This is a genomic window from Streptomyces sp. NPDC127197 (assembly GCF_042672405.1).
GTDB lineage: Bacteria > Actinomycetota > Actinomycetes > Streptomycetales > Streptomycetaceae > Streptomyces > Streptomyces flavusporus.
Genome location: NZ_JBHXVG010000005.1, coordinates 149,947 through 173,439 on the forward strand (window position 1 = coordinate 149,947; position 23,493 = coordinate 173,439).

General features: G+C 72.0%; 28 protein-coding genes. 17 read left to right on the top strand and 11 right to left on the bottom strand.

The window, feature by feature from the left end; all coding sequences use genetic code 11:
• The first annotated feature begins 9 nt into the window (after positions 1 to 9).
• A complete protein-coding gene (locus tag ACFVJQ_RS10175) occupies positions 10 to 1,023 on the top strand; it encodes an SDR family oxidoreductase (RefSeq protein ID WP_385510082.1) in 1,014 nt (337 codons plus the stop codon).
• Here the strand turns inward: ACFVJQ_RS10175 and ACFVJQ_RS10180 are convergent.
• Positions 1,020 to 2,111, bottom strand: a complete 1,092-nt coding sequence (locus ACFVJQ_RS10180) for an enolase C-terminal domain-like protein (RefSeq protein ID WP_385782455.1) — start codon at positions 2,109 to 2,111, stop codon at positions 1,020 to 1,022. The genes ACFVJQ_RS10175 and ACFVJQ_RS10180 overlap by 4 nt on opposite strands.
• Positions 2,112 to 2,126: 15 nt before the next feature.
• Positions 2,127 to 3,086 (bottom strand): LLM class F420-dependent oxidoreductase, encoded by a 960-nt coding sequence (locus ACFVJQ_RS10185; RefSeq protein WP_385509819.1) that lies wholly within the window; start codon positions 3,084 to 3,086, stop codon positions 2,127 to 2,129.
• A gap of 199 nt (positions 3,087 to 3,285) precedes the next feature.
• On the opposite strand from ACFVJQ_RS10185, the gene ACFVJQ_RS10190 reads away from it, so the two are divergent.
• From ACFVJQ_RS10190 to ACFVJQ_RS10250, 13 genes are all read left to right on the top strand, one after another.
• Positions 3,286 to 4,899, top strand: a complete 1,614-nt coding sequence (locus ACFVJQ_RS10190) for an NAD(P)/FAD-dependent oxidoreductase (protein WP_385782458.1) — start codon at positions 3,286 to 3,288, stop codon at positions 4,897 to 4,899.
• Complete coding sequence (locus ACFVJQ_RS10195) at positions 4,896 to 6,743, top strand: transketolase (RefSeq protein ID WP_385782461.1); 1,848 nt, start codon at positions 4,896 to 4,898, stop codon at positions 6,741 to 6,743. Before ACFVJQ_RS10190 ends, ACFVJQ_RS10195 begins: the two co-directional genes overlap by 4 nt.
• Positions 6,740 to 7,666, top strand: coding sequence for a non-homologous end-joining DNA ligase (gene ligD, locus ACFVJQ_RS10200; protein WP_385782463.1), 927 nt, complete (start codon positions 6,740 to 6,742; stop codon positions 7,664 to 7,666). Before ACFVJQ_RS10195 ends, ligD begins: the two co-directional genes overlap by 4 nt.
• A gap of 105 nt (positions 7,667 to 7,771) precedes the next feature.
• Positions 7,772 to 8,125 (top strand): gas vesicle protein, encoded by a 354-nt coding sequence (locus ACFVJQ_RS10205; protein WP_385509823.1) that lies wholly within the window; start codon positions 7,772 to 7,774, stop codon positions 8,123 to 8,125.
• Between the two features lie 58 nt (positions 8,126 to 8,183).
• Positions 8,184 to 8,618 carry a gas vesicle structural protein GvpA gene (locus ACFVJQ_RS10210; protein ID WP_385509824.1) on the top strand — a complete coding sequence of 145 codons (435 nt, stop codon included), beginning with the start codon at positions 8,184 to 8,186 and terminating at the stop codon, positions 8,616 to 8,618.
• Positions 8,615 to 9,388 (top strand): GvpL/GvpF family gas vesicle protein, encoded by a 774-nt coding sequence (locus ACFVJQ_RS10215; protein ID WP_385509825.1) that lies wholly within the window; start codon positions 8,615 to 8,617, stop codon positions 9,386 to 9,388. The genes ACFVJQ_RS10210 and ACFVJQ_RS10215 overlap by 4 nt, the downstream gene beginning before the upstream one ends.
• A gap of 3 nt (positions 9,389 to 9,391) precedes the next feature.
• On the top strand, positions 9,392 to 9,670 hold the full coding sequence (locus ACFVJQ_RS10220) for a gas vesicle protein GvpG (RefSeq protein ID WP_129800276.1): 279 nt from the start codon (positions 9,392 to 9,394) through the stop codon (positions 9,668 to 9,670).
• The gene (locus tag ACFVJQ_RS10225) at positions 9,667 to 10,323 is read left to right on the top strand and encodes a DNA primase (protein ID WP_385782467.1); all 657 of its coding nucleotides are present in this window, start codon (positions 9,667 to 9,669) and stop codon (positions 10,321 to 10,323) included. The genes ACFVJQ_RS10220 and ACFVJQ_RS10225 overlap by 4 nt, the downstream gene beginning before the upstream one ends.
• Positions 10,320 to 11,396, top strand: coding sequence for an SRPBCC family protein (locus ACFVJQ_RS10230; protein ID WP_385782470.1), 1,077 nt, complete (start codon positions 10,320 to 10,322; stop codon positions 11,394 to 11,396). Before ACFVJQ_RS10225 ends, ACFVJQ_RS10230 begins: the two co-directional genes overlap by 4 nt.
• Complete coding sequence (locus ACFVJQ_RS10235; RefSeq protein ID WP_385782473.1) at positions 11,393 to 11,719, top strand: gas vesicle protein; 327 nt, start codon at positions 11,393 to 11,395, stop codon at positions 11,717 to 11,719. Before ACFVJQ_RS10230 ends, ACFVJQ_RS10235 begins: the two co-directional genes overlap by 4 nt.
• Entirely contained in the window at positions 11,716 to 12,492 is a 777-nt protein-coding gene (locus tag ACFVJQ_RS10240; RefSeq protein ID WP_385509830.1) for a GvpL/GvpF family gas vesicle protein, read from the top strand. Before ACFVJQ_RS10235 ends, ACFVJQ_RS10240 begins: the two co-directional genes overlap by 4 nt.
• Positions 12,489 to 12,677 (top strand): gas vesicle protein, encoded by a 189-nt coding sequence (locus ACFVJQ_RS10245; protein ID WP_129800271.1) that lies wholly within the window; start codon positions 12,489 to 12,491, stop codon positions 12,675 to 12,677. The genes ACFVJQ_RS10240 and ACFVJQ_RS10245 overlap by 4 nt, the downstream gene beginning before the upstream one ends.
• Positions 12,674 to 12,958: a gas vesicle protein K gene (locus tag ACFVJQ_RS10250; RefSeq protein ID WP_129800270.1), complete on the top strand. Its 285-nt coding sequence runs from the start codon at positions 12,674 to 12,676 to the stop codon at positions 12,956 to 12,958. Before ACFVJQ_RS10245 ends, ACFVJQ_RS10250 begins: the two co-directional genes overlap by 4 nt.
• Positions 12,959 to 12,972: 14 nt before the next feature.
• Here ACFVJQ_RS10250 and ACFVJQ_RS10255 read toward each other — a convergent pair whose 3' ends face one another.
• From ACFVJQ_RS10255 to ACFVJQ_RS10265, 3 genes are all read right to left on the bottom strand, one after another.
• Positions 12,973 to 13,143: a hydrophobic protein gene (locus ACFVJQ_RS10255; RefSeq protein ID WP_073495203.1), complete on the bottom strand. Its 171-nt coding sequence runs from the start codon at positions 13,141 to 13,143 to the stop codon at positions 12,973 to 12,975.
• 42 nt (positions 13,144 to 13,185) lie between these two features.
• Positions 13,186 to 14,007, bottom strand: coding sequence for a class I SAM-dependent methyltransferase (locus ACFVJQ_RS10260; protein WP_385509831.1), 822 nt, complete (start codon positions 14,005 to 14,007; stop codon positions 13,186 to 13,188).
• Positions 14,008 to 14,108: 101 nt separating this feature from the next.
• Positions 14,109 to 15,602 (bottom strand): bifunctional phosphatase PAP2/diacylglycerol kinase family protein, encoded by a 1,494-nt coding sequence (locus tag ACFVJQ_RS10265; RefSeq protein ID WP_385782478.1) that lies wholly within the window; start codon positions 15,600 to 15,602, stop codon positions 14,109 to 14,111.
• 72 nt (positions 15,603 to 15,674) lie between these two features.
• On the opposite strand from ACFVJQ_RS10265, the gene ACFVJQ_RS10270 reads away from it, so the two are divergent.
• A complete protein-coding gene (locus ACFVJQ_RS10270; protein ID WP_385782481.1) occupies positions 15,675 to 16,331 on the top strand; it encodes a histidine phosphatase family protein in 657 nt (218 codons plus the stop codon).
• Between the two features lie 42 nt (positions 16,332 to 16,373).
• On the top strand, positions 16,374 to 17,993 hold the full coding sequence (locus ACFVJQ_RS10275; RefSeq protein WP_385259413.1) for an ABC-F family ATP-binding cassette domain-containing protein: 1,620 nt from the start codon (positions 16,374 to 16,376) through the stop codon (positions 17,991 to 17,993).
• Between the two features lie 6 nt (positions 17,994 to 17,999).
• Here the strand turns inward: ACFVJQ_RS10275 and ACFVJQ_RS10280 are convergent, their stop codons facing one another.
• On the bottom strand, positions 18,000 to 19,094 hold the full coding sequence (locus ACFVJQ_RS10280; RefSeq protein WP_385782484.1) for a Vms1/Ankzf1 family peptidyl-tRNA hydrolase: 1,095 nt from the start codon (positions 19,092 to 19,094) through the stop codon (positions 18,000 to 18,002).
• Positions 19,095 to 19,151: 57 nt separating this feature from the next.
• Between ACFVJQ_RS10280 and ACFVJQ_RS10285 the strand changes: the two genes are divergently transcribed.
• Positions 19,152 to 19,502 (top strand): DUF6158 family protein, encoded by a 351-nt coding sequence (locus ACFVJQ_RS10285; RefSeq protein WP_385509837.1) that lies wholly within the window; start codon positions 19,152 to 19,154, stop codon positions 19,500 to 19,502.
• Positions 19,503 to 19,556: 54 nt separating this feature from the next.
• On the opposite strand, the gene ACFVJQ_RS10290 is transcribed toward ACFVJQ_RS10285, so the two are convergent.
• The 5 genes from ACFVJQ_RS10290 to ACFVJQ_RS10310 form a co-directional block, all read right to left on the bottom strand.
• Entirely contained in the window at positions 19,557 to 20,099 is a 543-nt protein-coding gene (locus ACFVJQ_RS10290) for a type 1 glutamine amidotransferase domain-containing protein (RefSeq protein ID WP_385509838.1), read from the bottom strand.
• Positions 20,100 to 20,105: 6 nt separating this feature from the next.
• Positions 20,106 to 20,729, bottom strand: coding sequence for a diguanylate cyclase (locus ACFVJQ_RS10295; RefSeq protein ID WP_385782488.1), 624 nt, complete (start codon positions 20,727 to 20,729; stop codon positions 20,106 to 20,108).
• Positions 20,726 to 21,184, bottom strand: coding sequence for a CBS domain-containing protein (locus ACFVJQ_RS10300; protein ID WP_385510083.1), 459 nt, complete (start codon positions 21,182 to 21,184; stop codon positions 20,726 to 20,728). Before ACFVJQ_RS10300 ends, ACFVJQ_RS10295 begins: the two co-directional genes overlap by 4 nt.
• Complete coding sequence (locus tag ACFVJQ_RS10305; RefSeq protein WP_385509841.1) at positions 21,184 to 21,567, bottom strand: DUF2795 domain-containing protein; 384 nt, start codon at positions 21,565 to 21,567, stop codon at positions 21,184 to 21,186. Before ACFVJQ_RS10305 ends, ACFVJQ_RS10300 begins: the two co-directional genes overlap by 1 nt.
• 80 nt (positions 21,568 to 21,647) lie before the next feature.
• Positions 21,648 to 23,441 (bottom strand): thiamine pyrophosphate-requiring protein, encoded by a 1,794-nt coding sequence (locus tag ACFVJQ_RS10310; protein WP_385509842.1) that lies wholly within the window; start codon positions 23,439 to 23,441, stop codon positions 21,648 to 21,650.
• Positions 23,442 to 23,493: the final 52 nt, after the last annotated feature.

A 23,493-nucleotide genomic window follows, 5' to 3' on the forward strand; every position in this document is an offset into this window, starting at 1 on the left:
ACGAGGCCGCTGACCAGGCGTCGTAGGACCGTCGTGGTGACCGGGGCCAGCGGCGGCGTGGGCCGGGCCAGCGCCCGCGCCTTCGCCGCCCGGGGCGACCGTGTCGCCCTGCTGGCCCGGGGCCGCGAGGGGCTCGCCGCGGCGGCGGACGACGTGCAGCGCGTCGGAGGCGAGGCGCTGGTCGTCACCGTCGACATGGCCGACGCCAAGGCCGTCGACGACGCCGCCCAGCAGGTCGTGGACGCGTTCGGACGGATCGACGTCTGGGTCAACAACGCCTTCGCCGGGGTCTTCGCGCCGTTCACGGAGATCACCCCGGACGAGTTCCGGCGGGTGACCGAAGTGACGTACCTGGGCTGTGTCTTCGGTACGCGGGCCGCGCTGCGGCACATGCTGCCGCGGGACCGGGGCACGATCGTGCAGGTGGGTTCGGCGCTGGCGTACCGGGGGATTCCGTTGCAGTCCGCGTACTGCGGCGCCAAGCATGCGATCCAGGGTTTCAACGAGTCACTGCGGTGCGAGCTGTTGCACGAGGGGAGTGGGGTGCGTACGACGATGGTGCAGCTGCCCGCCGTCAACACGCCGCAGTTCGACTGGGTGCTGAGCCGGGTGCCGGGGCGGGCCCGGCCGGTGGCGCCGGTGTACCAGCCGGAGGTCGCGGCGCGGGCGATCGTGCACGCGGCGCGGCACGGGCGGCGCCGGGAGTACTGGGTGGGCGGCTCCACGGTGGCCACGCTGCTCGCCAACGCCGTGGCTCCCGGGCTGCTGGAGCGCTACCTCGCCCGGACCGCCTTCGACGCCCAGCGGGACGCGGGCGAGCATCCCGGTCAGGGGAACCTGTGGGTGCCGGCCGACGGTCCGCACGGGCGGGACTTCGGCGCGCACGGACGGTTCGACGCGGAGTCCCTTCCGGCCAGCCCACAAGAATGGGTTTCCCGGAACCGTGGACATGTGGGGAAGGCACTCACCGTCGGCGCCGGGGTGCTGGCCGCACGCAAACTGACCCGTCTCGCCCGCCGTTAGGCGACCCGGTATTCCTCCACGTCGTCGGTCCGCAGCGTCAGGCCGTGGCCCGTGCCCGCGGTGGGGCGGACCGTGCCGCCCGTGGGGTCCAGGGCACCGGTGAAGAACATCGACTCGATCCGGACGTGGTCGTGGAACCACTCGATGTGCCGCAGGTTGGGAATCGCGGCCGCCACCGCGGCGTGCGCGTGCGGGGCGCAGTGGGCGGAGACCTCCAGGCCGTGCGCCTGGGCCAGGGCCGCCGCGCGCAGGAACTCGGTGATGCCGCCGCAGCGCGTTGCGTCGATCTGCAGGCAGTCGACCGCGCCCGCCGTGATCATGCTGGCGAAGTAGGGCAGATCGTAGCCATACTCGCCCGCCGCGATGTCGCAGACCAGGGCGTCACGCACCAGCCGCAGCCCTGTCAGGTCGTCGGAGGGCACCGGTTCCTCGAACCAGCCGACGCCGTGCTCGGCCAGCGCATGACCGACACGCACCGCCTGTTTGCGGGTGTAGGCGCCGTTGGCGTCGACGTACAACTCGGCCTGCTCGCCGATGACATGGCGGGCCGTGCGCACCCTGGCCACATCGCGGGCCACCGCCCGGCCCCGGCTCTCGCCGATCTTCATCTTCACGCGCGGGATGTGCTGCCCGTGCACCCAGCCGTTCAACTGCGCGGCCAGATGGGTGTCGTGGTACGTCGTGAAGCCGCCGCTGCCGTAGACGGGGACCCGCTCCCGGACCGTGCCCAGCAGCCGGGCCAGCGGGAGTTCCAGGAGCCGGGCCTTCAGGTCCCACAGGGCGATGTCCAGGGCCGAGATCGCGCAGGCCGCGATGCCCGGGCGGCCCGCGTTGCGCACGGACCGGACCATGGCGTGATGGGTGGCCGGGATGTCCAGGGCGGTGCGGCCCTCGACGAGCGGGGCGAGCTGGTCGCGCAGGAAGTCGCCGACCGCCGGCGGGCCGTACGTCCAGCCCGTGCCGGTCGCCTCGCCCGCGGTCACCTCGGTGAGCACCACGGTCGTGGTGTCCCAGTCCAGCGTGCCGTCCGCCTCGGGGGCGTCCGTGGGCACCGTGTACACCGACACGGCGGGGCGATGCAGCTTCATCGGGCCCTCACCCGGTCAGTGACTCTGCTGGAGCTGGGGCAGCACCTTCGTGCGGTAGAAGTCGAAGAAGACGCGCTGTTCGGGGCCGATCTGGTTGACGTAGATCCGGTCGAAGCCCGCCTCGGCGAACGCGTTCAGCGTGGCGACGTGCTCGTCGACGTCGTCGCCGCAGACCGTGTTGTCGCGCACCATGTCCTCGGTGATCAGCGGCTCCAGCTGCTCGAAGTGGCGCGGTGAGGGCAGGACCTGGCCCATCTCACCGGGCAGCAGCTGGTTCGACCACAGTCGGCGGACCGTGCGGACGGCCTCGTCGCGGTCGGTGCCGTAGCAGACCTTCGTTCCGCCGCTCACCAGCTTCGCGCCCCCGCCGCCCTTGCGGAACTGCTCCACCATCGACGCCTCGGGCGTCATCGTGATGTAGCCGTCGCCGACGCGTGCCGCCAGGGCCGTCGCCTTGGGGCCGAAGCCGGAGATGTCGATCGGGACGGGCTCGTCGGGGACGGTGTACAGGCGGGCGTTCTCGACCTTGTAGTGCGTGCCGTAGTGGCTGGTCTCCTCGCCGGAGAACAGCTTGCGCATGACGAGGATCGCCTCCTCCAGCATGTCCATACGGACGCTCGCGGGCGGCCAGGTGTGGCCGACGACGTGCTCGTTCAGTGCCTCGCCCGTGCCGACGCCGAGGCGGAAGCCGTTCGTCATCACCGCGCTGGTCGCGGCGGCCTGTGCCACCACCGCCGGGTGGATCCGGACCGTCGGGCAGGTGACCGCGGTCTCGATCGGCAGGGACACCGCCTGGGAGATCGCGCCGATCACCGACCACACGAAGGGGCTCTGGCCCTGGGCGTCGTTCCAGGGGTGGTAGTGGTCCGAGATCCACAGCGTCTCGAATCCGGCCTGCTCCGCCATCCTCGCCTGCTCGACGAGATCCGCGGGGCCGAACTCCTCGCAGGAGAGGAAGTAGCCGTACTGGGGCATGGGGCGCCTCCACGAAGGAGCGGTCGGGCAGGTCACCGGCCGGGTATCCGCCCGCCCCGGCACGAAACGCGGGTGGGGGTGGGGGCCGGACCAGGGGCCCGGCGCGTTTGGGTGCCCGGGCCAGGGGGACGCGGAAAACCTCGTACGAGCCACACCCCCTCTGCCTCGAGGGCGTGGGGGACCCCCACCGGAGGCGAACGTGAGTCGACCCCGCATCGTGATCGTCGGTGCCGGTTTCGCCGGCTACCGGACCGCCCGCGAGCTGTCGCGGCTGGCCCGGGACAAGGCCGACATCACCCTGCTCAACCCGACCGACTACTTTCTGTATCTGCCCCTGCTGCCCCAGGTGGCCGCCGGGATCCTGGAGCCGCGCCGGGTCACCGTCTCCCTCTCCGGCACCCTGCCCCGGGTGCGGCCCGTGCTCGGCGAGGCCGACGGCATCGACCTCGACGCGCGCACCGTGCACTACTCCGACCCCGAGGGCGGTGGCGGCACCCTCCAGTACGACCGGCTGGTGCTCGCCGCCGGCAGCGTCAACAAGCTGCTGCCCATTCCCGGCGTCGCCGAGCACGCGCACGGCTTCCGCGGGCTGCCCGAGGCGCTCTATCTGCGCGACCACGTGACCCGGCAGGTGGAACTGGCGGCTGCCGCCGACGACCCCAAGAGCTGTGCGGCGCGGTGCACCTTCGTCGTGGTCGGCGCCGGTTACACCGGAACCGAGGTCGCCGCGCACGGGCAGATGTTCACCGACGCTCAGGTCCGCAAGCATCCCCTGCGGGAGGGCATGCGGCCACGCTGGATGCTGCTGGACATCGCACCGCGCGTCCTGCCCGAGCTGGACGAACGGCTCTCCCGCACCGCCAACCGCGTGCTGCGGCAGCGGGGTGTCGACGTACGGATGGGGACCTCCGTGAAGGAGGCCATGCACGGGGGAGTCCTGCTGACCGACGGCGAGTTCGTCGACACCCGCACGCTGGTGTGGTGCGTGGGCGTACGGCCCGATCCGCTTGTTGAATCCCTCGACCAGCCGATGGAACGCGGGCGGCTGCTGGTCGACCCGTACCTGCAGGTGCCGGGCCGGCCCGAGGTGTTCGCATGCGGGGATGCGGCCGCCGTGCCCGACCTCGACCGACCGGGGCAGTACACGCCGATGACCGCGCAGCACGCCTGGCGGCACGGCAAGGTCTGCGCGCACAACATCGCCGCGTCCTTCGGGGCGGGGGAGCCGCGGCCCTACCGCCACCGGGACCTGGGGTTCGTCGTGGACCTGGGCGGCACACAGGCGGCGGCCAACCCGTTCGGCGTGCCGTTGTCCGGGCCTGTCGCGGGCGCGGTCACCCGCGGCTATCACCTCGCCGCGATGCCCGGCAACCGGGTGCGGGTCGCCGCCGACTGGCTCCTGGACGCGGTACTGCCGCGCCAGGCGGTCCAGTTGGGGCTCGTACGGTCCTGGTCGGTACCGCTGGACACGGCTTCGCCTGAGCTGGCCCGGGTGCCGGGCCGGGGGGAGACGGGGGCCGAGGCCGGCGTGGGGGCGGGGGACGGTGGTGCGGGAGCTGCGGAGAGGCAACCGGGTCCGGAACCGGCGAAGAGCCAGCTGGGCCAGGAACCCGCAAAGAACCAGCCCGGCGGGGAACCCGCAAAGAACCAGCCCGGCGGGGAGCCGGCCAAGAACCAACCGGGCGGGGAGCCCGCAAAGAACCAACCGGGCGAAGAGCCCGCCAAGAAGCAACCACCCCCCGCCCCCGGCGAGGGCCACCCCTCACCCGGCCCCGTCAAGCGCACCGACATCTCCGCCGAAGGAGACCGATGAACACCCCCGAACTCGTCGAGCTGGCGCAGCAGTTGCGCGTGGACAGCGTGCGGTGCTCCGCTGCCGCAGGCTCCGGGCACCCCACGTCCTCGATGTCCGCCGCCGATCTGATGGCCGTGCTCCTGGCCAACCACCTGCGCTACGACTTCGACCGCCCCGACCACCCGGGCAACGACCGCTTCATCCTCTCCAAGGGACACGCCTCGCCCCTGCTGTACTCCGCCTACAAGGCGGCCGGCGTGGTCGACGACGCCGAACTGCTCACCTTCCGCAAGCTGGGCAGCCGCCTCGAAGGGCACCCTACGCCGCAGCGGCTGCCGTGGGTGGAGACGGCCACCGGATCGCTCGGGCAGGGACTGCCGGTCGGCGTCGGCATCGCCCTGGCCGGCAAGCGGCTCGACCGCACCGGTTACCGCGTGTGGGTGCTGTGCGGTGACAGCGAGCTCGCCGAGGGCGCCGTGTGGGAGGCCGCCGAGCACGCCTCGTACGAGCATCTCGACAACCTCACCGCGATCATCGACGTCAACCGGCTCGGCCAGCGCGGCCCCACCCGGCACGGCCACGACCTCGACGCCTACGCCCGCCGTCTGGAAGCCTTCGGCTGGCACACCGTCGAGGTCGACGGGCACGACGTCGACGCGATCGACCGTGCGTACGGCGAGGCGATCTCGACGAAGGGACAGCCCACCGCCGTCCTCGCCCGCACTCTGAAGGGCAAGGGCGTCGGCGCCGTCCAGGACCGGGAGGGCCTGCACGGCAAGCCGCTGCCCGACCCCGAGGAGGCCATCGCCGAACTCGGCGGCCCTCGCGACCTGCGCGTCCATGTGCACGAACCGCACAGCGCCCGCCTGCTGCACGCCGTGCGCGACGGGCAGGTCGAGCTGCCCCGCTTCGACAAGGGCGAGGAGGTCGCGACCAGGGACGCCTACGGCAAGGCGCTCGCCGCCCTCGGCACCGGACGCGGCGAGATCGTCGCCCTCGACGGCGAGGTCAGCGACTCCACCCGCGCCGAGTACTTCGCCAAGGAACATCCCGAGCGTTTCTTCGAGTGCTACATCGCCGAGCAGCAGCTGGTCGCCGCTGCGGTGGGCATGTCCACGCGCGGCTGGGTGCCGTACGCCTCGACGTTCGCCGCGTTCCTCACGCGTGCGTACGATTTCGTCCGCATGGCGTCCATCAGCGGCGCAGGTATCAACCTGGTCGGCTCGCACGCCGGGGTCGCGATCGGGCAGGACGGGCCCTCGCAGATGGGCCTGGAGGATCTGGCGATGTTCCGGGCCGTGCACGGCTCGACGGTCCTGTACCCGTGCGACGCCAACCAGACCGCTCACCTCGTCGCCGCCATGGCGGACCTCGACGGCATCCGCTATCTGCGCACCTCGCGCGGCAAGAGTGCCGTGATCTACGGGCCCGACGAGGAGTTCCCGATCGGCGGCAGCAAGGTGCTGCGCTCCTCCGACCGGGACCGGCTGACCCTCGTTGCGGCGGGCGTGACCGTGCCCGAGGCGCTGGCCGCCGCGGACGCCCTCGACCGGGCGGGCATCCAGGTCCGGGTGATCGACCTGTACTCGGTCAAGCCCGTCGACCGGCTCACCCTGCGGCAGGCTGCCGAGGACACCGGCTGTCTGCTGACCGTGGAGGACCACCACGAGGCGGGCGGCCTCGGGGACGCGGTCCTCGACCCCTTCCTCGACGGGCGCCCCATGCCGCGTCTGGTGCGTCTCGCGGTGCGGACCATGCCGGGCTCGGCGGCCCCCGACGAGCAGCTGCATGCGGCGGGCATCGACGCCGAGTCCATTGCCGCCGCCGTCGATCTGCTGGTGGAACAGGCGGTCGTGCGGTGAGCGGTGACGACGTACGGACCGTGCGGGCCGGCCGGCGCACGGTCGAGGTGCACCGGCCGGACAAGGTGCTCTTCCCCGGCGGCGGGGACGCCAAGGAGTACACCAAGAGCGACCTCGTCGACTACTACCGGGCCGTCGCCCCGTTCATGCTGCCGCAGTTGCGCGGCCGGCCGTTGATGCTGGAGCGGCATCCGGACGGCCTGGACGGTCCGCAGTTCATGCAGAAGAACACGCCGGACACCTACCCGGACTGGATCACCCGCGTCGAGGTGCCCAAGGAGGGCGGCACCGTCTGTCACACCGTCTGCGACGACACCGCCACCCTCGTCCACCTCGCCGACCAGGCCTGCATCACCCTGCACCGCTGGCTGTCGCGCACCGGACGCCTGGAGAGCCCGGACCGGATGGTCTTCGACCTCGATCCCTCCGGCGACTCCTTCGCGCCCGTCCGCGAGGCGGCCCGGCTGCTCGGCGAGTTGCTCGACGAACTGAAGCTGCCCTCCGCCCTGATGACCACCGGTTCGCGTGGCCTGCACGTGATCGTGCCGGTCGGCGGGCACCACGGCTTCGACGAGGTACGCGAGTTCGCCCGGGACGTCGCCGACACCCTCGCCGCCGCCCACCCCGACCGGCTCACCACCGCCGCCCGCAAGAAGGACCGCGGCGACCGTCTCTACCTCGACGTGCAGCGCAACGCCTATGCGCAGACCGCCGTCGTCCCCTTCACCGTGCGCGCCCGGCCCGGCGCCCCCGTGGCGGTCCCGGTCACCTGGGACCAGCTGGACGAGCCGGACTTCGGCCCGCGCCGCTGGACCATCGCCGACGCCGTCGACCAGGCCCGCACCAGTCCCTGGGCCGACAGGCCGAGCCGTGGACGCGCCCTGGGGCCGGCGCGGCGCCGGCTCGACGCGTTGCGTGGCTGACACACGTACCGCCCCTGCGCAGGCGTGATACGCCCTGCGGCGGGGGCGTGCGTTTTCCGAAGGTTTGGCCAAGGACCGTGCGGCCACCCGGGGTTCGAGGTGGCCATGTCGAACACAAACAACACATCGGATGCACAGCATTCACGTCACGACCCCGAACACGCCGAAGACCGTACGGCGGACGACCGGCCGAGCCCCATGCAGGTGCTGCGCCATGCACGCATCCAGCTGGCGGAACTCACCGGCATGGCCGCCGAGACCGTGTCGTCCTTCGAACAGACCGATGACGGCTGGTCCCTGGAGGTCGAGGTCCTCGAACTCGCCCGCGTGCCCGACACGATGAGCCTGATGGCGAGCTACCAGGTCGACCTCGACCCCGACGGACGGCTCACCGGCTACCGGCGCGTTCGCCGTTACGAACGCGGGCGGGCCGACGCACACAGGCCCCGCGGCCGTTAGGCCGCCCGCCCGCGCCCCCCACATCCCGAGACGAAACAGACAAGGAGGACCGGTCGGCATGACCGTTGTCCCGGCACAGCAGACCGGCGGCTCAGGCGGCACCAGCGGCCTGTACGACGTCCTGGAGCTGGTCCTCGACCGAGGACTCGTCATCGACGCCTTCGTGCGTGTATCCCTCGTCGGCATCGAGATCCTGAAGATCGACGTCCGGGTCGTCGTCGCCAGCGTCGACACCTATCTGCGCTTCGCCGAGGCGTGCAACCGGCTCGACCTGGAGGCCGGGCCGCGCAAGAGCCCCGGCCTTCCCGACGTCGTCGGAGAGATCACCGAGTCCGGCGCGCGCGGCAAGTCCAAGGGCGCGTTGTCCGGCGCCGCGCAGACCGTCTCCGACGCCTTCAAGCAGGCCCGTGAGGAGGGTTCGCAGACCGAGAGCGAGCCCCGGCCGCGCGCCCGCAAGGCCACCGCCACGCGCCGGAAGGAGGAGCAGGAGTGAGCACGTACGTCTACGGGATCACCGCACGCTCGCACTCCGCGCTCCCCGAGGGCATGGGCGGCGTCGGTGATCCCGCCCGACCCGTGCGCATCCTGACGGAGGGCGACCTGGCGGCGATCGTCAGCGACGCACCCGAGGGTCTGCGCCCCAAGCGCAGGGACCTGATGGCCCATCAGAACGTGCTCGCCGAGGCCGGATCTGCCGGTTGTGTGCTGCCCATGCGGTTCGGCAGCGTCGCCCCCGACGACGACGCGGTCACCGGCGTCCTCGCCGAACGCGCCGCGCACTACCGGGAGCGGCTGCGGGCCCTGGACGGCAAGGTCGAGTACAACATCAAGGCCTCACACGTCGAGGAAGCGGTCCTGCACCGCGTGATGGCCGAGAACCCGGAGATCCGGGCCCTGGCGGAGGCCAACCGGCAGTCGGGCGGCGGCAGTCACGAACAGAAGCTGCGGCTCGGCGAGATGGTCGCCGCCGCGGTGCAGACCCGGGAGGCCGAGGACGCCGCCGAGGTGCAGCGCGCCCTGGAACCGGTCGCCGAGGCCGTGAGCGTGGGACCCGACTCCACGGGCTGGCTGGCCAACGTCTCGTTCCTGGTGGACCGGGGCGCCGCCGAGATGTTCGTGACCGCGGTGGAGCAGGCCCGCAAGAGTCATCCGCACCTCGATCTGCGGGTCAACGGACCGCTTCCGCCGTACAGCTTCGTCGAGCCCGGCCCCGCCGAGCCGGCGGGCAGCACGGCCGGTCGCGCGGATACGGCCGGGGAGTAGCCCATGGGCCTGATCGGAGAGGTACTGCTGCTGCCGTTCGCCCCGGTGCGCGGCAGCGCATGGGTGATCGGACAGGTGCTGCGCGAGGCGGAACGGCGGTACTACGACCCGGCCGCGGTACGGGGCGAGCTCGCCCTGCTGGAGCGGCGGCTGGAGGCGGGCGAGATCGACGAGGAGGAGTTCGACCGCCGTGAGGACGAACTCCTCGACCGGCTGGAGACCGGGCTGCGTGGCGGTCCGGGAGCCGCGGCCGTGGGAACGGACGACGGGACGACACGATGAACCGAGTGGGGCTGGGCCTCGCGATAGGGGCCGGATACGTCCTCGGACGCACGAGGAAACTGAAACTGGCGTTCGCCGTCGGCACGCTGGTGGCCGGCAAGCGGATGCAGCTGAGCCCGCGGGCGCTCGCGGACCTGGTGTCCGGGCAGCTGCGGAACAACCCGCAGTTCAAGGAGATCGGGGACCAGCTCCGCGAGGACCTGCGCGGCGTGGGCGGTGCGGCGTCCGGCGCCCTGGTCGAGCGGCAGCTCGACGCCCTCGCCGACCGGCTGCACGACCGCACCGCCGGGGTCCGCGAACGGCTCGGCGGCGTCGTGCCGCAGCGGCCGGACCGGCGGTACGGGGACGAGGAGCGGCCGGAGAGGGAGGAGCCGGACACCCACGGGCCGGACGCCGAAGGGCCGGAGACCGAGGGGCCGGACGCGCACGGGCCGGTCGCCGAGGTCGAGGCGGAGCCCGAGCGGCCCGCCCGCAAGCAGGCACCGGCGAAGAAGGCGGCGAAGAAGGCCGCCGCCAAGACGGCGCCCGCGCGCAAAGCCCCCGCCAGGAAGACGGCGGCGAAGCGGACCGCCGCACGGAAGACGGCCTCCGCCAAGTCGGCGGCCCGCAAGCCGGCGTCCGCCCGGATCCCGAAGGGGGGCGGCGACCGATGACCGACACTCTCGGATCGGCGGCCTCCACGGCCGGCCGGCGCCCACACCCGTTCGCCGACGTGGCCCGCAGCGAGGCCGCGGACCGGCTCAAGGCCGAGGCGCGGGAGTATCTCGCCGCCCAGGCCGTACGGCTGCTGACCGGCCTCGGCCACAGGCTCGGCGAGACCACCGTCAAGCTGAACGACATGGCTGAGGGCCGCAGCCCAGGCCTCGCCCGGCTCGCCCTGGACGGCGGTCGCAAGCTGGCCGAGGGCAAGGGCCCGGTGCGCTCGGCGCTGGAAGTCGGCGCCTCGCGTGCCAAGGACAACGTGGTCGGCGCGCTCAAGCACCTGACCGGCGGCAAGGGCGGCCGCAGGGGCGGCTCCGGCCACCGGCCGACCGTGATCATCGAGTCCGTCGACGTGGGCGTGCCGCTGCGCACGGCGTACGACCAGTGGACCCGCTACCAGGACTTCAGCATCTTCGCCAAGGGCGTCAAGAGCGCCGAACGGGCCGACGACACGACCTCGGACTGGCAGCTGAAGGTCTTCTGGTCCCCTCGCAGCTGGAAGGCCCACACCACCGAGCAGCTGCCCGACGACCGGATCACCTGGACCTCGGAAGGTGCCAAGGGCACGACGAAGGGCGTCGTCTCCTTCCACCGGCTCGCCGACAACCTCACCCGGGTCCTGCTGGTGATCGAGTACTACCCCAAGGGCCTCTTCGAGAAGACCGGCAACCTGTGGCGCGCCCAGGGCCGCCGAGCCCGGCTCGACCTGAAGAACTACGCCCGCCACATCACGCTCAGAGGAGAGGCGGAGGACGGCTGGCGCGGGGAGATCCGCGACGGCGAGGTCGTACGCGATCACGAGGACGCGATCGCAGCGGAAGAGGTCCCCGAAGACGATGCCCCCGAGGAGGAGGCCGACGGCCAGGACGAGTACAGGGGGTACGACGAGGAATACGGCGAAGAAGGGGAACCCGAGGAGGAATACGAAGAAGAGGAACCCCGGGAAGAAGGGGAGCCGGCAGCGGAGAAGGAGACCGAGGACGAGTACCGGGACGAGTACGCCGACGCCGGGAGCCGTCGATGACCTCGCCCAGCCGGCTCCCCGAGCCCTACGGCCACGACGGTGGCGCCAACCTTGCCGACATCCTGGAGCGCGTGCTCGACAAGGGCGTCGTCATCGCGGGCGACATCCGGATCAACCTGCTCGACATCGAGCTGCTCACCGTCAAGCTGCGGCTCATCGTCGCCTCCGTCGACAAGGCGAAGGAGATGGGCATCGACTGGTGGGAGGACGACCCGGCGCTGTCGTCCCGGGCCCGCCGCTCCGAACTCGCCCGGGAGAACGTCGAGTTGCGTGAGCGGCTGGCGGAGCTGGAGACCGGCCGTACACAGGAGGAGGCCTCATGACCGGACTGCGGTACGTGTACGCCGTCTGCCGCCCTTTCGGTGCGGCCCTGCAGACCCAGCTGACCGGCGTGGCGGGCGCCCCGCCCAAACTGCTGCACCATCGCGGTCTGGTCGCCGTGGTCAGTACGGTGCCGGAGCGGGACTTCGCGGAGGAGCAGCTCCGTGCCCATCTGGAGGACCTGGAGTGGCTCACGGCCACCGCCCGCGCCCACCACGGCGTGATCGACGCGCTGATGACGGTGACCACGCCCCTGCCGCTCCGGCTGGCCACGGTGTTCCGGGACGACAGCGGCGTACGCATGATGCTGGAGGCCCGCGAGGGCGACTTCCGGCGCACTCTCGACCGGCTGGAGGGACGGGTGGAATGGGGTGTGAAGGTGTACGTCGAATCCGCACCCGGTGAAACTCCCGGGGGAACCGCGGAAAGCGAGTCGGCGGCCGGGAAAGCCGTGTCCGGGCGGGACTATCTGCGGCAGCGCAGTATGCGCGCCCGGGAGCAGGAGGACCGGTGGCGGAAAGCCGAGGAGTTCGCGACCCGGCTGCATGAAACGCTTGCCGCGCATGCCGATGATTCCCGGCTGCACGCGCCCCAGGATCCCGCGCTGTCCGGCACCTCCGGTCGCAATGTCCTGAATGCGGCCTATCTGGTGCTGCGCGCCGAATCCGAGGAGTTCGTGGAAATCGTGGACCGGACGAAGGACGACGCGCCCGGAATGCGGGTGGAACTCACCGGCCCCTGGGCGGCCTATTCCTTCGCGGGGGAGAAGCCGTGACGGTGATCGAACGCCGTGAGGTCGCCCTCGTGGACCTGCTCGACCGGCTGCTGGCGGGCGGGGTCGTGATCACCGGCGACGTCACCCTGCGCATCGCGGACGTCGATCTCGTCCGTATCGATCTCAACGCGCTGATCAGCTCGGTGAACGACCGGGTGCCGGCCCCCTGGGGTGAGGACCTGTGACGGCCCGCCGGGGCCGTCTCGAACTCGAGCCCGACACCGTCGAGCGCGATCTGGTCAAGCTCGTCCTCACCGTCGTGGAACTGCTCCGCCAGCTGATGGAACGGCAGGCGCTGCGCCGGTTCGACACGGGTGATCTCAGCGAGGAGCAGGAGGAGCGGATCGGGCTCACCCTGATGCTGCTCGACGACCGGATGACCGAGCTGCGCGAGCGCTACGGACTGCGGCCCGAGGACCTGAATCTGGACCTCGGGCCGCTCGGACCGTTGCTGCCCCGGGACTGAGCTCCCGGGTCAGTTCACCACCTGTACCAGCGGCCCCTGCCTCCGGCTGCGGTCGTACCCCGCATCAGGAAGCCCAGCAGCCACAGAACAAGGACCGCGATCGCAATCCACCAAAGCACCTCTACCGCGAATCCGGCGCCGAAGAGAATCAGCACCAAAAGCAGTACCAGCAGGATGGGAACCATAATGTGAACCTCCTGCTCTCCGAGTTTCCAGAAAAGGAATATTCAGGCTTCCTTGCGGCACAGAATTTCTCCGTGCAGAACCGCGAACCAGCCGTCGTCCTGTTTCCCCCACTGGCGCCAGGCCTCCGATACGGCCCGCAACTGCTGCGGGCTCGCATGCCCGCCCTCCGTGGCCCGCTGCGCATAGGCGGACGCGAGGGTGCGGTCCGCCCACAGGCCGCTCCACCACTCCCGCTCGTCGGGCGTCGAGAACGTCCAGGTGCCGGACGTGGCGGTGATGTCGGTGAGCCCGGCTCGCAGCGCCCAGGACTTCAGCCGGCGTCCCGCGTCCGGCTCACCGCCGTTGGCGCGGGCCACCCTGCGGTACAGGTCCAGCCACTCGTCGAGGCCGGGTGAGGCGGGATACCAGGTCATCGCCGCGTAGTCCGAGTCGCGGGCGGCGATGACCCCGCCCGGTTTCGTCACCCGCCGCATCTCGCGCAGTGCCTGCACGGGATCACCGACGTGCTGGAGCACCTGGTGGGCGTGGACCACGCAGAAGGTGTCGTCGGGGAAGTCCAGGGCGTGCACGTCGGCGACCGCGAAGTCGACGTTGGTCAGGCCGCGTTCGGCCGCCGTGGCCCGTGCCCGGTCCAGGATGTCCGGCGCGAAGTCGACACCGGTGACATGGCCATCAGGGACCAGCGCGGCCAGGTCGGCGGTGATGGTGCCGGGCCCGCAGCCGACGTCCAGGATCTTCATGTGGGGCTGCAGCGAGCCGAGGAGGTACGCGGCGGAGTTGGCGGCGGTCCGCCAGGTGTGCGAACGCAGCACGGACTCGTGGTGCCCGTGCGTGTAGACGGCGGTCTCCTGTGCTTTCGGCATGGCTGTACCCCTTCGCGTCACGCAGGTTCATGTCCTCCGCCACCGTACGCGCCGGGCCGAATGATGAGACACCGTGTTCTGCAATATGGACTGACGACTCGTCAGTTCTTGGTTGTGGGTCGGTAGACGACCAGTGCCTCGGGCAGTTTCTCCAGCGTGACCTCGCCCTCCACCTCGGTGACCTCTCCGTCGTAGGCGAGCAGCGTGCCCGGCGCGACGCCGGACAGCCGCAACCGGCCCACCTGGACCGCCGCGTGCGCTGGGGAGCGGGTCAGCGGGCCGGCGAGGGCGGCGGCGAGCAGCCGCAGCGCCGGTCCGCGCCCGCCGTGCACGACCCGTACGTCGAGCTGTCCGTCCGCGAGCTCGAGCCGGCGGGCCGGTGCGAGGCCCATCCGGTGGTAGGTGCCGTTCCCGGCGAACAACAGCCACAACGGCCGTGGCCTGCCACCGAGTTCGACCTCCAGCGGATGCCGGTCCGCGCGCAGGACACGCAGCGCCGCGAGCACCCCGGCCGGCCAGCTGCCGATCCGGTGCGACCAGCGGTCCCGTTCACGGACCAGCTCCGGATAGACGCCCAGGCTGCACGTGTTGACGAAGACGCCCTGCTTCTCGCCGCAGGTGAACCGGCCCACGTCCACCCGCACGGCGTCGCCCCGCCGGACCGCGCGACTCAGCGTCCGGACGTCCTCCACGCCCAGGTCGCCGGCGAAGTGGTTCAGCGTGCCTCCGGGCAGCACCGCGAGCGGCAGGCCGCGGCGCAGGGCGATCTCCGCGGCCGCGTTCACCGTGCCGTCGCCGCCGCACACGCCGAGCACCCGGGCCCGGGCGGCCGCCTTCTCCAGCTCCTCCCGCATGTCCTCCGGCGCGCACTCGACGACCTCCGCCCGCGGCAGCGTGTCCCGCAGCGCCGACGCCCGGTCCGCCCTGCCCGTGGCCGTGTTGGCCACGACGACCAGGCCCTCGCCCTCGGGCAGCGGCGGCGCCTCGGCCCGCGGCCGGGCCGGCAGCGTGACCTGCGCCCGGGTCGGCACCAGACCGCGTACGGCGAACGCGGCGCCCACGCCGAGCGCCGCACCCGCCAGGACGTCGCTCGGAAAGTGGGCGCCCGTGTAGACACGGGACATGGCGACCGAGAACGCGACCGGGGCCACGACGGCACCCCAGGCGGAGGACTCCAGCGCCACGCCGGCCGCGAAGGCCGCCGCGGAGGCGGAGTGACCGGACGGGAACGACGTGGTGATCGGCTGCCGCTTCAGCTGCCGGACCAGCGGGACGGGGTCGAGGACCGGGCGGGGGCGGCGCACACTGCGCTTGCCGAGGGTGTTGATGGTGGCCGAGGCCAGGGCGAGCGAGGCCACGCCCCGCACGGCGGCCCGGCGGCCCCTCGGGGTGCGGCTCGCCGCGATCAGGCCCGCCGTCGCGAACCACAGCACACCGTGGTTCGCGCTCCGGCTCAGCCTCGGCAGGACGGGCTCGGCGGCGGGCCAGTGACGTTCGGCGGCGAACTCGAACAGTCGGCAGTCGAGAGCGAGCAGCCGGTCGCGCAGGATGTGATGGCCGGGTTTCGGCAGGGTGAGGTCGACATCTGGGCTCATACAGGCGCGGGTACCCTGAAGGCGCCGTTCTCTGCCCCGTCGGCGGTGGCCGGTACCCGGAGGAACCCATCGATGCGCCTGCTCCTCGTCCGCCACGGCCAGACCCCCACCAACCTCGCCTACCTGCTGGACACCACCGTCCCCGGGCCGGGCCTGACCGAGCTGGGCGAACGCCAGGCCGTCGCCCTGCCCGCAGCCCTCGCCGACGAGGACATCGAGGCCGTGTACGCCTCCACCCTCGTGCGCACCCAGCTCACCGCCGAGCCGCTCGCGGCGGCCCGCGGGCTCGAGGTGATCGTCCGCGACGGCATCCGGGAGCTCACGGCCGGCGAGCTGGAGATGCTGCCCGGCGACTCCGAGCGCGGCCAGGAGTACATGCGGACGGCGTTCGCCTGGGCCGCCGGTGACACCGCGCTGCGGATGCCGGGCGGGGAGAGCGGCGAGGAGGCGCTCGCGCGGTACGACGCCGTGGTCGCCGAGGCCGCAGACAGCGGCGCCGGGACCGTCGCCATGGTCAGCCACGGCGCCGCCATCCGGATGTGGACCGCCGCCCGCGCCGCCAATGTCGACGTGCCCTTCGCCGCGGCCCGCCCGCTGGAGAACACCGGCGTGGTCATCCTCGAGGGCTCGCCCTCCGACGGCTGGAAGGCGCTGTCGTGGGCGGGCGCGACGGTGCTGCCCGTGGGTGAGGGCGGACCCGCCGGGCGCCCGCTGGGCGGGACCGAATAAGCGTTTGCCGCAGGACGTGGGCCGCCCGCACAATGCGACCCCATGGGACATCTGGAAGCCGCACATCTCGAGTACCACCTCCCGGACGGGAGGACCCTGCTCGGCGATGTGTCGTTCCGGGTGGGCGAAGGGGCGGTCGTCGCCCTCGTCGGCCCCAACGGCGCCGGCAAGACCACTCTGCTCCGGCTGATCTCGGGCGAGCTGAAACCCCACGGCGGCACCGTCACCGTCAGCGGCGGGCTCGGCGTGATGCGGCAGTTCGTGGGCTCCGTACGGGACGAGACGACCGTGCGCGACCTGCTGGTGTCCGTCGCACCGCCGCGCATCCGCGAGGCCGCCGCGGCCGTCGACGCGGCCGAGCACGCCATCATGACCGTCGACGACGAGGCCGCCCAGCTCCGGTACGCGCAGGCACTGGCCGACTGGGCCGAGGCGCGCGGCTACGAGGCGGAGACCACGTGGGACATGTGCACCACGGCCGCGCTCGGCGTGCCCTACGAGAAGGCACAGTGGCGGCAGGTACGGACCCTGTCCGGCGGTGAACAGAAGCGGCTGGTCCTGGAGGCGCTGCTGCGCGGCACCGACGAGGTGCTGCTGCTCGACGAGCCCGACAACTACCTCGACGTGCCCGGCAAACGCTGGCTGGAGGAGCGTCTCGCGGAGACCCGCAAGACGGTCCTGTTCGTCTCCCACGACCGGGAACTCCTCGCCCGTGCCGCCGAGCGGATCGTCTCCGTCGAGCCCGGCCCCGCGGGTGCCGACGCCTGGGTGCACGGCGCCGGCTTCGCCACCTACCACGAGGCCCGGCGCGAACGCTTCGCCCGCTTCGAGGAGTTGCGCCGGCGCTGGGACGAGAAGCACGCCCAGCTGAAGAAGCTCGTACTGAACCTCCGTCAGGCCGCCTCGATCAGCCACGAGCTGGCGTCCCGCTACCAGGCGGCCCAGACCCGGCTGCGCAAGTTCGAGGAGGCGGGCCCGCCGCCGGAGCCGCCGCGCGAGCAGGACATCCGCATGCGGCTCAAGGGCGGCCGTACCGGCGTCCGCGCCGTCACCTGTAAGGGACTCGAGCTCACCGGGCTGATGAAACCCTTCGACCTGGAGGTCTTCTACGGCGAACGGGTCGCCGTCCTCGGCTCCAACGGCTCCGGCAAGTCGCACTTCCTCAGGCTGCTCGCCGGGGACGACGTGGCGCACACCGGGGAGTGGAAGCTCGGGGCGCGGGTCGTGCCCGGCCACTTCGCGCAGACCCACGCGCATCCGGAGCTGGCCGGCCGGTCACTGCTCGACATCCTGTGGCGCGAACACGCCCAGGACCGGGGCGCCGCCATGTCCCGGCTGCGCCGCTACGAGCTGACCGGCCAGGCCGAGCAGAGCTTCGACCGGCTCTCCGGGGGCCAGCAGGCCCGCTTCCAGATCCTCCTGCTGGAACTCCAGGGCGCCACCGCCCTGCTCCTGGACGAGCCGACCGACAACCTCGACCTGGAGTCCGCCGAAGCCCTCCAGGAAGGCCTGGAGGCGTTCGACGGCACGGTCCTCGCGGTCACCCACGACCGCTGGTTCGCCCGCTCCTTCGACCGCTACCTGGTCTTCGGCAGCGACGGCCGGGTCCGCGAGACCCCGGAACCGGTATGGGACGAACGCCGCGTGGAGCGGGCCCGCTAGGGCCGTTCACGTCCAGCGCAGCAGGGCGCCCAGGCCGCCCGCCGGTACGTCCTGCTCGCGTGCCGCCTCGGCCGGGGTCAGTGAGATCGCCGGTGCGGCCGTCGCCACCGCCGAGCGGATCAGCGCGTCGTCCGCGCGGGCGGACCAGGAGTGCTGCTCGCCGAGGATCTTCAGGTCCGTACGGCGCACCGCCAGCTGGTCCGGGTCCTCACCGATCCACACCTCGCGGTGCGTGTCGGGGCCGTCCGGGCGGACGACGAGCTCATCGATCCGGTGCTCCCGGGCCGCCTCGATCACCGCGGGCACGCCCTCCGCCGCCTGTGCGCGGGCCGCCAGGAACCGCTCCAGCTCGGCCTCGGCATGCCGGCGCACATGGGTGGCGCGGGCCTCCTCCACGTCCGCGTCGAGAAGCCGGCTGCCCGTACCGTGCGGGGCCTGAACCAGCCGGTCGTGCAGCCGCTGCGGCAGCCGCTCGTGCACGGCCCGCCGCTCCCGGTCCTCGCCGACCAGGATCAGCAGATCGGCCAGGGTCTCCTCCTGGCACACCGCGAGCGCGTCGGCGATCTCCGCCGCGTTGTGCTCCCAGGTGTTCTCCACCCGCAGCTGGAAGTGCCGCTCCGACCAGTCCACACTGCTCGTACGGTGCACCGGCCACTGACGTCCGGCGACCGAACCGGCCTTCTCCCGGACCAGCGCGCTGCGCAGCTCGAAGTCGGCGCCCTTGCGGTCGACGTACGCCACGACGGCCACGGCGTCCTCGCCGGTCAGGTCGAGCAGCGGGGTGGTGCGGGGCAGCGGCGCCCACTGCGCCCAGCCGCCCTGCGGGGCGCGGGCCAGCGGCGGGTCGAGGACCACCTGACCCGCGCGGGCGAACAGGGCCCGGCCGTGCGGCTCCGGCGAGTGTTTCAGTTCCTCGATCGCGTCGCGTACGGCCCGGCAGGTCGCCTCGTCGGCGCCCTGACCCGCGAGTTCCCGGGACATCGCCTCGGCCGTCAGATGCCGCTCGTGGGGCGTGTCCTCCGTGTGCCGGGAGAGGTCGACGTACACGGAGGCCCAGGGCCCCGGATGTTCGTAGAGTGGATGCAGGAACGCGAGATCCATGGCTCCCTCCCGGTTGCCGCTCGGGGGTAGTGCTTGCCGGGCGGGTACCCGTACCCCATGAATGAACACGATGAGCGGGGCACCACCATGACCGGAGTCGAACCGGGTCGGCTGGACGACCAGCAGCTCATGAAGGAGCTGGAGACCATCCACCGCACGCGCCACGACACCCTGCTGTACGGCTCGAACGACGCGCTGCGCGCCCACAACGAACGCATGGCCCAGCTGGAGGGCGAGTACCTGCGCCGCAATCCGCGCCGCTTCGTCTCCCCGGGGCGCACCCGGGAGGGCGCCCGGGAGCGGGCCGCGGTGTGTGACGGGACCGGCGGACGGCAGACCCCGGTCGGGAAGTGGGGGCAGGGTGCCGCCGCGACCGAACCGGGCCCGGACCGCAGCCCCGGCACGTGACACGACAGCGGGACGGCCGGTCCCCTGACGACCGTCCCCTTTCGGCCGGTGCTGTTACGCCGTCTCCTTCGCGAACACCTCCAGGAACGCCGCGCAGAACGCCTTGAGGTCGTTCGGCTTGCGGCTGGTGACCAGCTTGTTCGAGCCGTGGTCGCAGATCTTGACCTGTTCGTCCACCCAGGTGCCGCCCGCGTTGCGGATGTCGGTCTGCACGCTCGGCCAGGAGGTCAGCACCCGGCCCCGTACGACGTCCGCCTCGACCAGCGTCCACGGCGCGTGGCAGATCGCGGCGACCGGCCGGCCCTGCTCGAAGAAGTCCCGGACGAACGCCACCGCCTCGGGGTTCATCCGCAGGAAGTCGGGATTGGCCACACCGCCCGGCAGCACCAGGCCGTCGAAGGAGTCGGCCGACGTCTCGCCCACCACCTCGTCGACGGCGAACGTGTCCGCCCGGTCGAGGTGATGGAAGGCCTGCACTTCGCCCGGCTTCGTCGACACGAGCACGGGCTCGTGGCCGGCCTCGACGGCCGCCTGCCAGGGGTCGGTCAGCTCGACCTGTTCGACGCCCTCGGGTGCGGTCAGAAACGCGATACGCATGACGGTTCACCGTCCCTTCGTGAGCTTCCTCCTCCTGGCCGCGCGTCGGCAGCGCATCAGCTCCTCGCCGTACGGCAGCACCACGCACACCCCGATCGCGGCCGCGATCCCCGCCAGATAGCCGCGCGACAGCGGCGGTCGGCGGGGCACCAGGCGCCACGCGTCCGGGTCGCCGTCGCCGCCACGCAGCAGCGACTTCACCTGGTCGGCGTGCAGACACATCAGCGAGGCCAGCGCGCCGAACGGCAGCGACTCCAGGAAGCTGTGGATGTGCTGCTCGACCGGCTTGACCCGGCGGTCGCTGTCGACGGCCGTGCGGACGTCCCACAGCGCGGTCGCCTCGTGCGCCGCGGCCCCCGCCAACTGCACCGACAGCAGCAGGGGGTTGATCTCGTAGCGCAGGGTCAGCGCGATGGGGATGCCGACCTCCGTCATCATGAGGGAGTGGATCAGTGACTCCTTCGTCCCCGCCGTGTCCTCGATGCGGGTGCGCCGGTGCATCGCCCAGTCCGCGAGACCGGGCACGAACCAGCTCGGCAGCAGCCCGTACAGCAGATAGCGGGTCGTTGCGGCACCGACGTCGACCGTGCCGCCGGTGGTGGCGATCCCGGCCGCCTGGTCCCGGCTCACACCGGTCCCCGGATGTCGGGGGCGGCCGGGTGGAGGTCGTGGTCCGCTTCGGCCCGGCTGATGTCGGCGAGCGCGCTGTCCGGGTCCTGCGCGACCGCCAGGTCCCCGAGAGTCACCATCCCCACGGGGAGGCCGTTCTCCACGACCGGCAGCCTGCGTACGGCCTTCTCGCGCATCAGCGCGACCGCCGTCGACACCGGGTCCTGCGGCGACACCATGACCGGGTGCGGTGTGCACACCGACCGTGCGCTCACGGTCAGCGGATCGAGACCCTCGGCCACGGCACGCACCGTGATGTCACGGTCGGTGAGCATGCCGACCACCTGCTGTCCGTCGGCCACCACCACATCGCCGATGTCCTGGGCGCGCATCAGCTGCGCCGCCTCCACCACCGAGGCGTCCGGACGGACGGCGACCACGCCCGGCGTCATCACCTCCCGCACGAAATCGGCCATCATCGCGCCTCCTCCCGTCGCTCACCGCGCGTCAGGGCCTCCGCCAGCTCCTGGACGTTGCCGTAACGCGCCGAACGGGGCAGTCGCCGCAGCGGCTCGATCAGGGCGTCGGGCGCGTTCCGGCGGCGCAGGGCGCTCATCAGCTCGCCCGGTCCCGCGGGAAACGCGCTGCGGCCCAGAATGCGGCCCAGCTCCAGCCGGATCTCCGCAAGGGAGCCCGGCATGGCCGGTCCGCCCGCGATCCGGGGATCGTCCTCGGCCACGGGCTCGGGGTCGTTCCACTCCTCCGTGCGGGTGGGGTGGCCCGACCTGAGCAGCCCCTGCAGTTCGTGCTTCATCTCCTCGTCCCGGTGGACGCTCAGCCGGTCACTGCCTCGCTGCATGTCGTGCTCCAGATATTCGGGGGTGCGCACCGCGTACCCGGAGGGCGGGCGGCGACACCGGCACGGCGCCGCACAACCGCCTACTTCTTCTGCCGGCCCGGCAGAAACTCCTGCACCTTCGCCTTCAGGCCCTGCTTGATCATGGAGCCGCGGTCGGCGTCGCCCTTCAGGATCGACGCGGCCGTCGCCTCCATCTGCTCCCATGTCGCGTGCGGCGGGATCGGCGGCACCGCCGGGTCCGTGAGGAACTCGATCACCGCGGGACCGTCGGCCTCCAGACCGGCCCGCCAGCCCGCCTCGACGTCCCCCGGCTTCTCCACGCGCACACCGGTCAGGCCCAGGGAGCGGGCGAAGGCGGCGTACTGCACGTCCGGGATCTCCTGCGAGGGCAGGAAGGACGGTGCGCCCTCCATGGCCCGCATCTCCCACGTCACCTGGTTCAGGTCGTGGTTGTTCCAGACGCCGACCACCAGCCGCGGATCCTGCCAGTTGCCGAAGTACTTCGCCGCCGTGATCAGCTCGGCGAGCCCGTTCATCTGCATCGCCCCGTCCCCGACCAGCGCGATCGCCGGCCGGTCCGGATGGGCGAACTTCGCGCCGATCGCGTACGGCACGCCGCAGCCCATCGTCGCCAGCGTCCCGGAGAGCGAGGAGCGCATGCCGGGCCGCATCGTCAGGTGCCGGGCGTACCAGTTCGCGGCCGACCCCGAGTCGGACGTGATGATCGCGTCGGCCGGCAGCAGCGGGTCCAGGGCACTGGCCACGTACTCCGGGTTGATCGGATCGGCCGACAGCCCCGCCCGGCGCTCCATCACCTCGCGCCAGCGCGTCACGTTCGCGCACACCGTGTCGAACCACTCGCGCCCGCGCTCGCCGTCCAGCAGCGGGATGAGCCGCTGGAGGGTCTCCCTGGCGTCGCCGACGAGATTCACCTCGTACGGGTAACGCATCCCGACCATGTGCGGATCGATGTCGATCTGCACCCCGCGGGCCTTGCCGAACTCCGGCATGAACTGTGTGTACGGGAACGAGGATCCGATGGTCAGCAGCGTGTCGCAGTCCCGCATCAGCTCGTACGACGGACGGGTGCCCAGCAGACCGATCGAGCCGGTGACGTACGGCAGTTCGTCGCTGAGCACGTCCTTGCCGAGCAGCGCCTTGGCGACGCCCGCACCGAGCAGCTCGGCGATCCGCTCCACCTCCGACCGTGCGCCCGCCGCGCCCTGGCCGACGAGAATCGCCACCTTGTCACCGGCGTTGAGGACGTCCGCGGCCCGGTGCAGGGACTCCTCGGAGGGAATCGCCGTCCACGCGCTGCGGTCCAGGCTGGACGGCACCATCTTGAACTCGTGGGTGGGTGGCGAGTAGTCGAGCTCCTGCACGTCGCCGGGGATGATGACCGCGGTGGGGGAGCGCCGGGCGTACGCGGTGCGGATGGCCCGGTCCAGCACGTTCGGCAGCTGCTCCGGAACCGTCACCGTCTCCAGGAAGTCGGAGGCGACGTCCTTGAACAGCGCGTGCAGGTCCACCTCCTGCTGGTACGAGCCGCCCATCGCACTGCGGTGCGTCTGGCCGACGATCGCCAGCACCGGAACATGGTCCAGCTTGGCGTCGTACAGACCGTTGAGCAGGTGGATCGCGCCCGGTCCCGAGGTGGCCGCGCACACTCCGAGACGGCCGCCGAACTTGGCGTAGCCGACCGCCTGGAACGCGGACATCTCCTCGTGCCGGGACTGGATGAACCGCGGCCGGTCGTCGGCGCGGCCCCAGGCGGCGAGCAGCCCGTTGATCCCGTCGCCGGGGTAGCCGAAGACGTGCTCCACACCCCACTCGCGCAGCCGCTGCAGGACGTGGTCGGAGACCTTGGTGCTCATGTGAGGCGTCCTTCCGGACGTAGGAAGTGAGTCGCGTAAGGGGTTGTCGGCA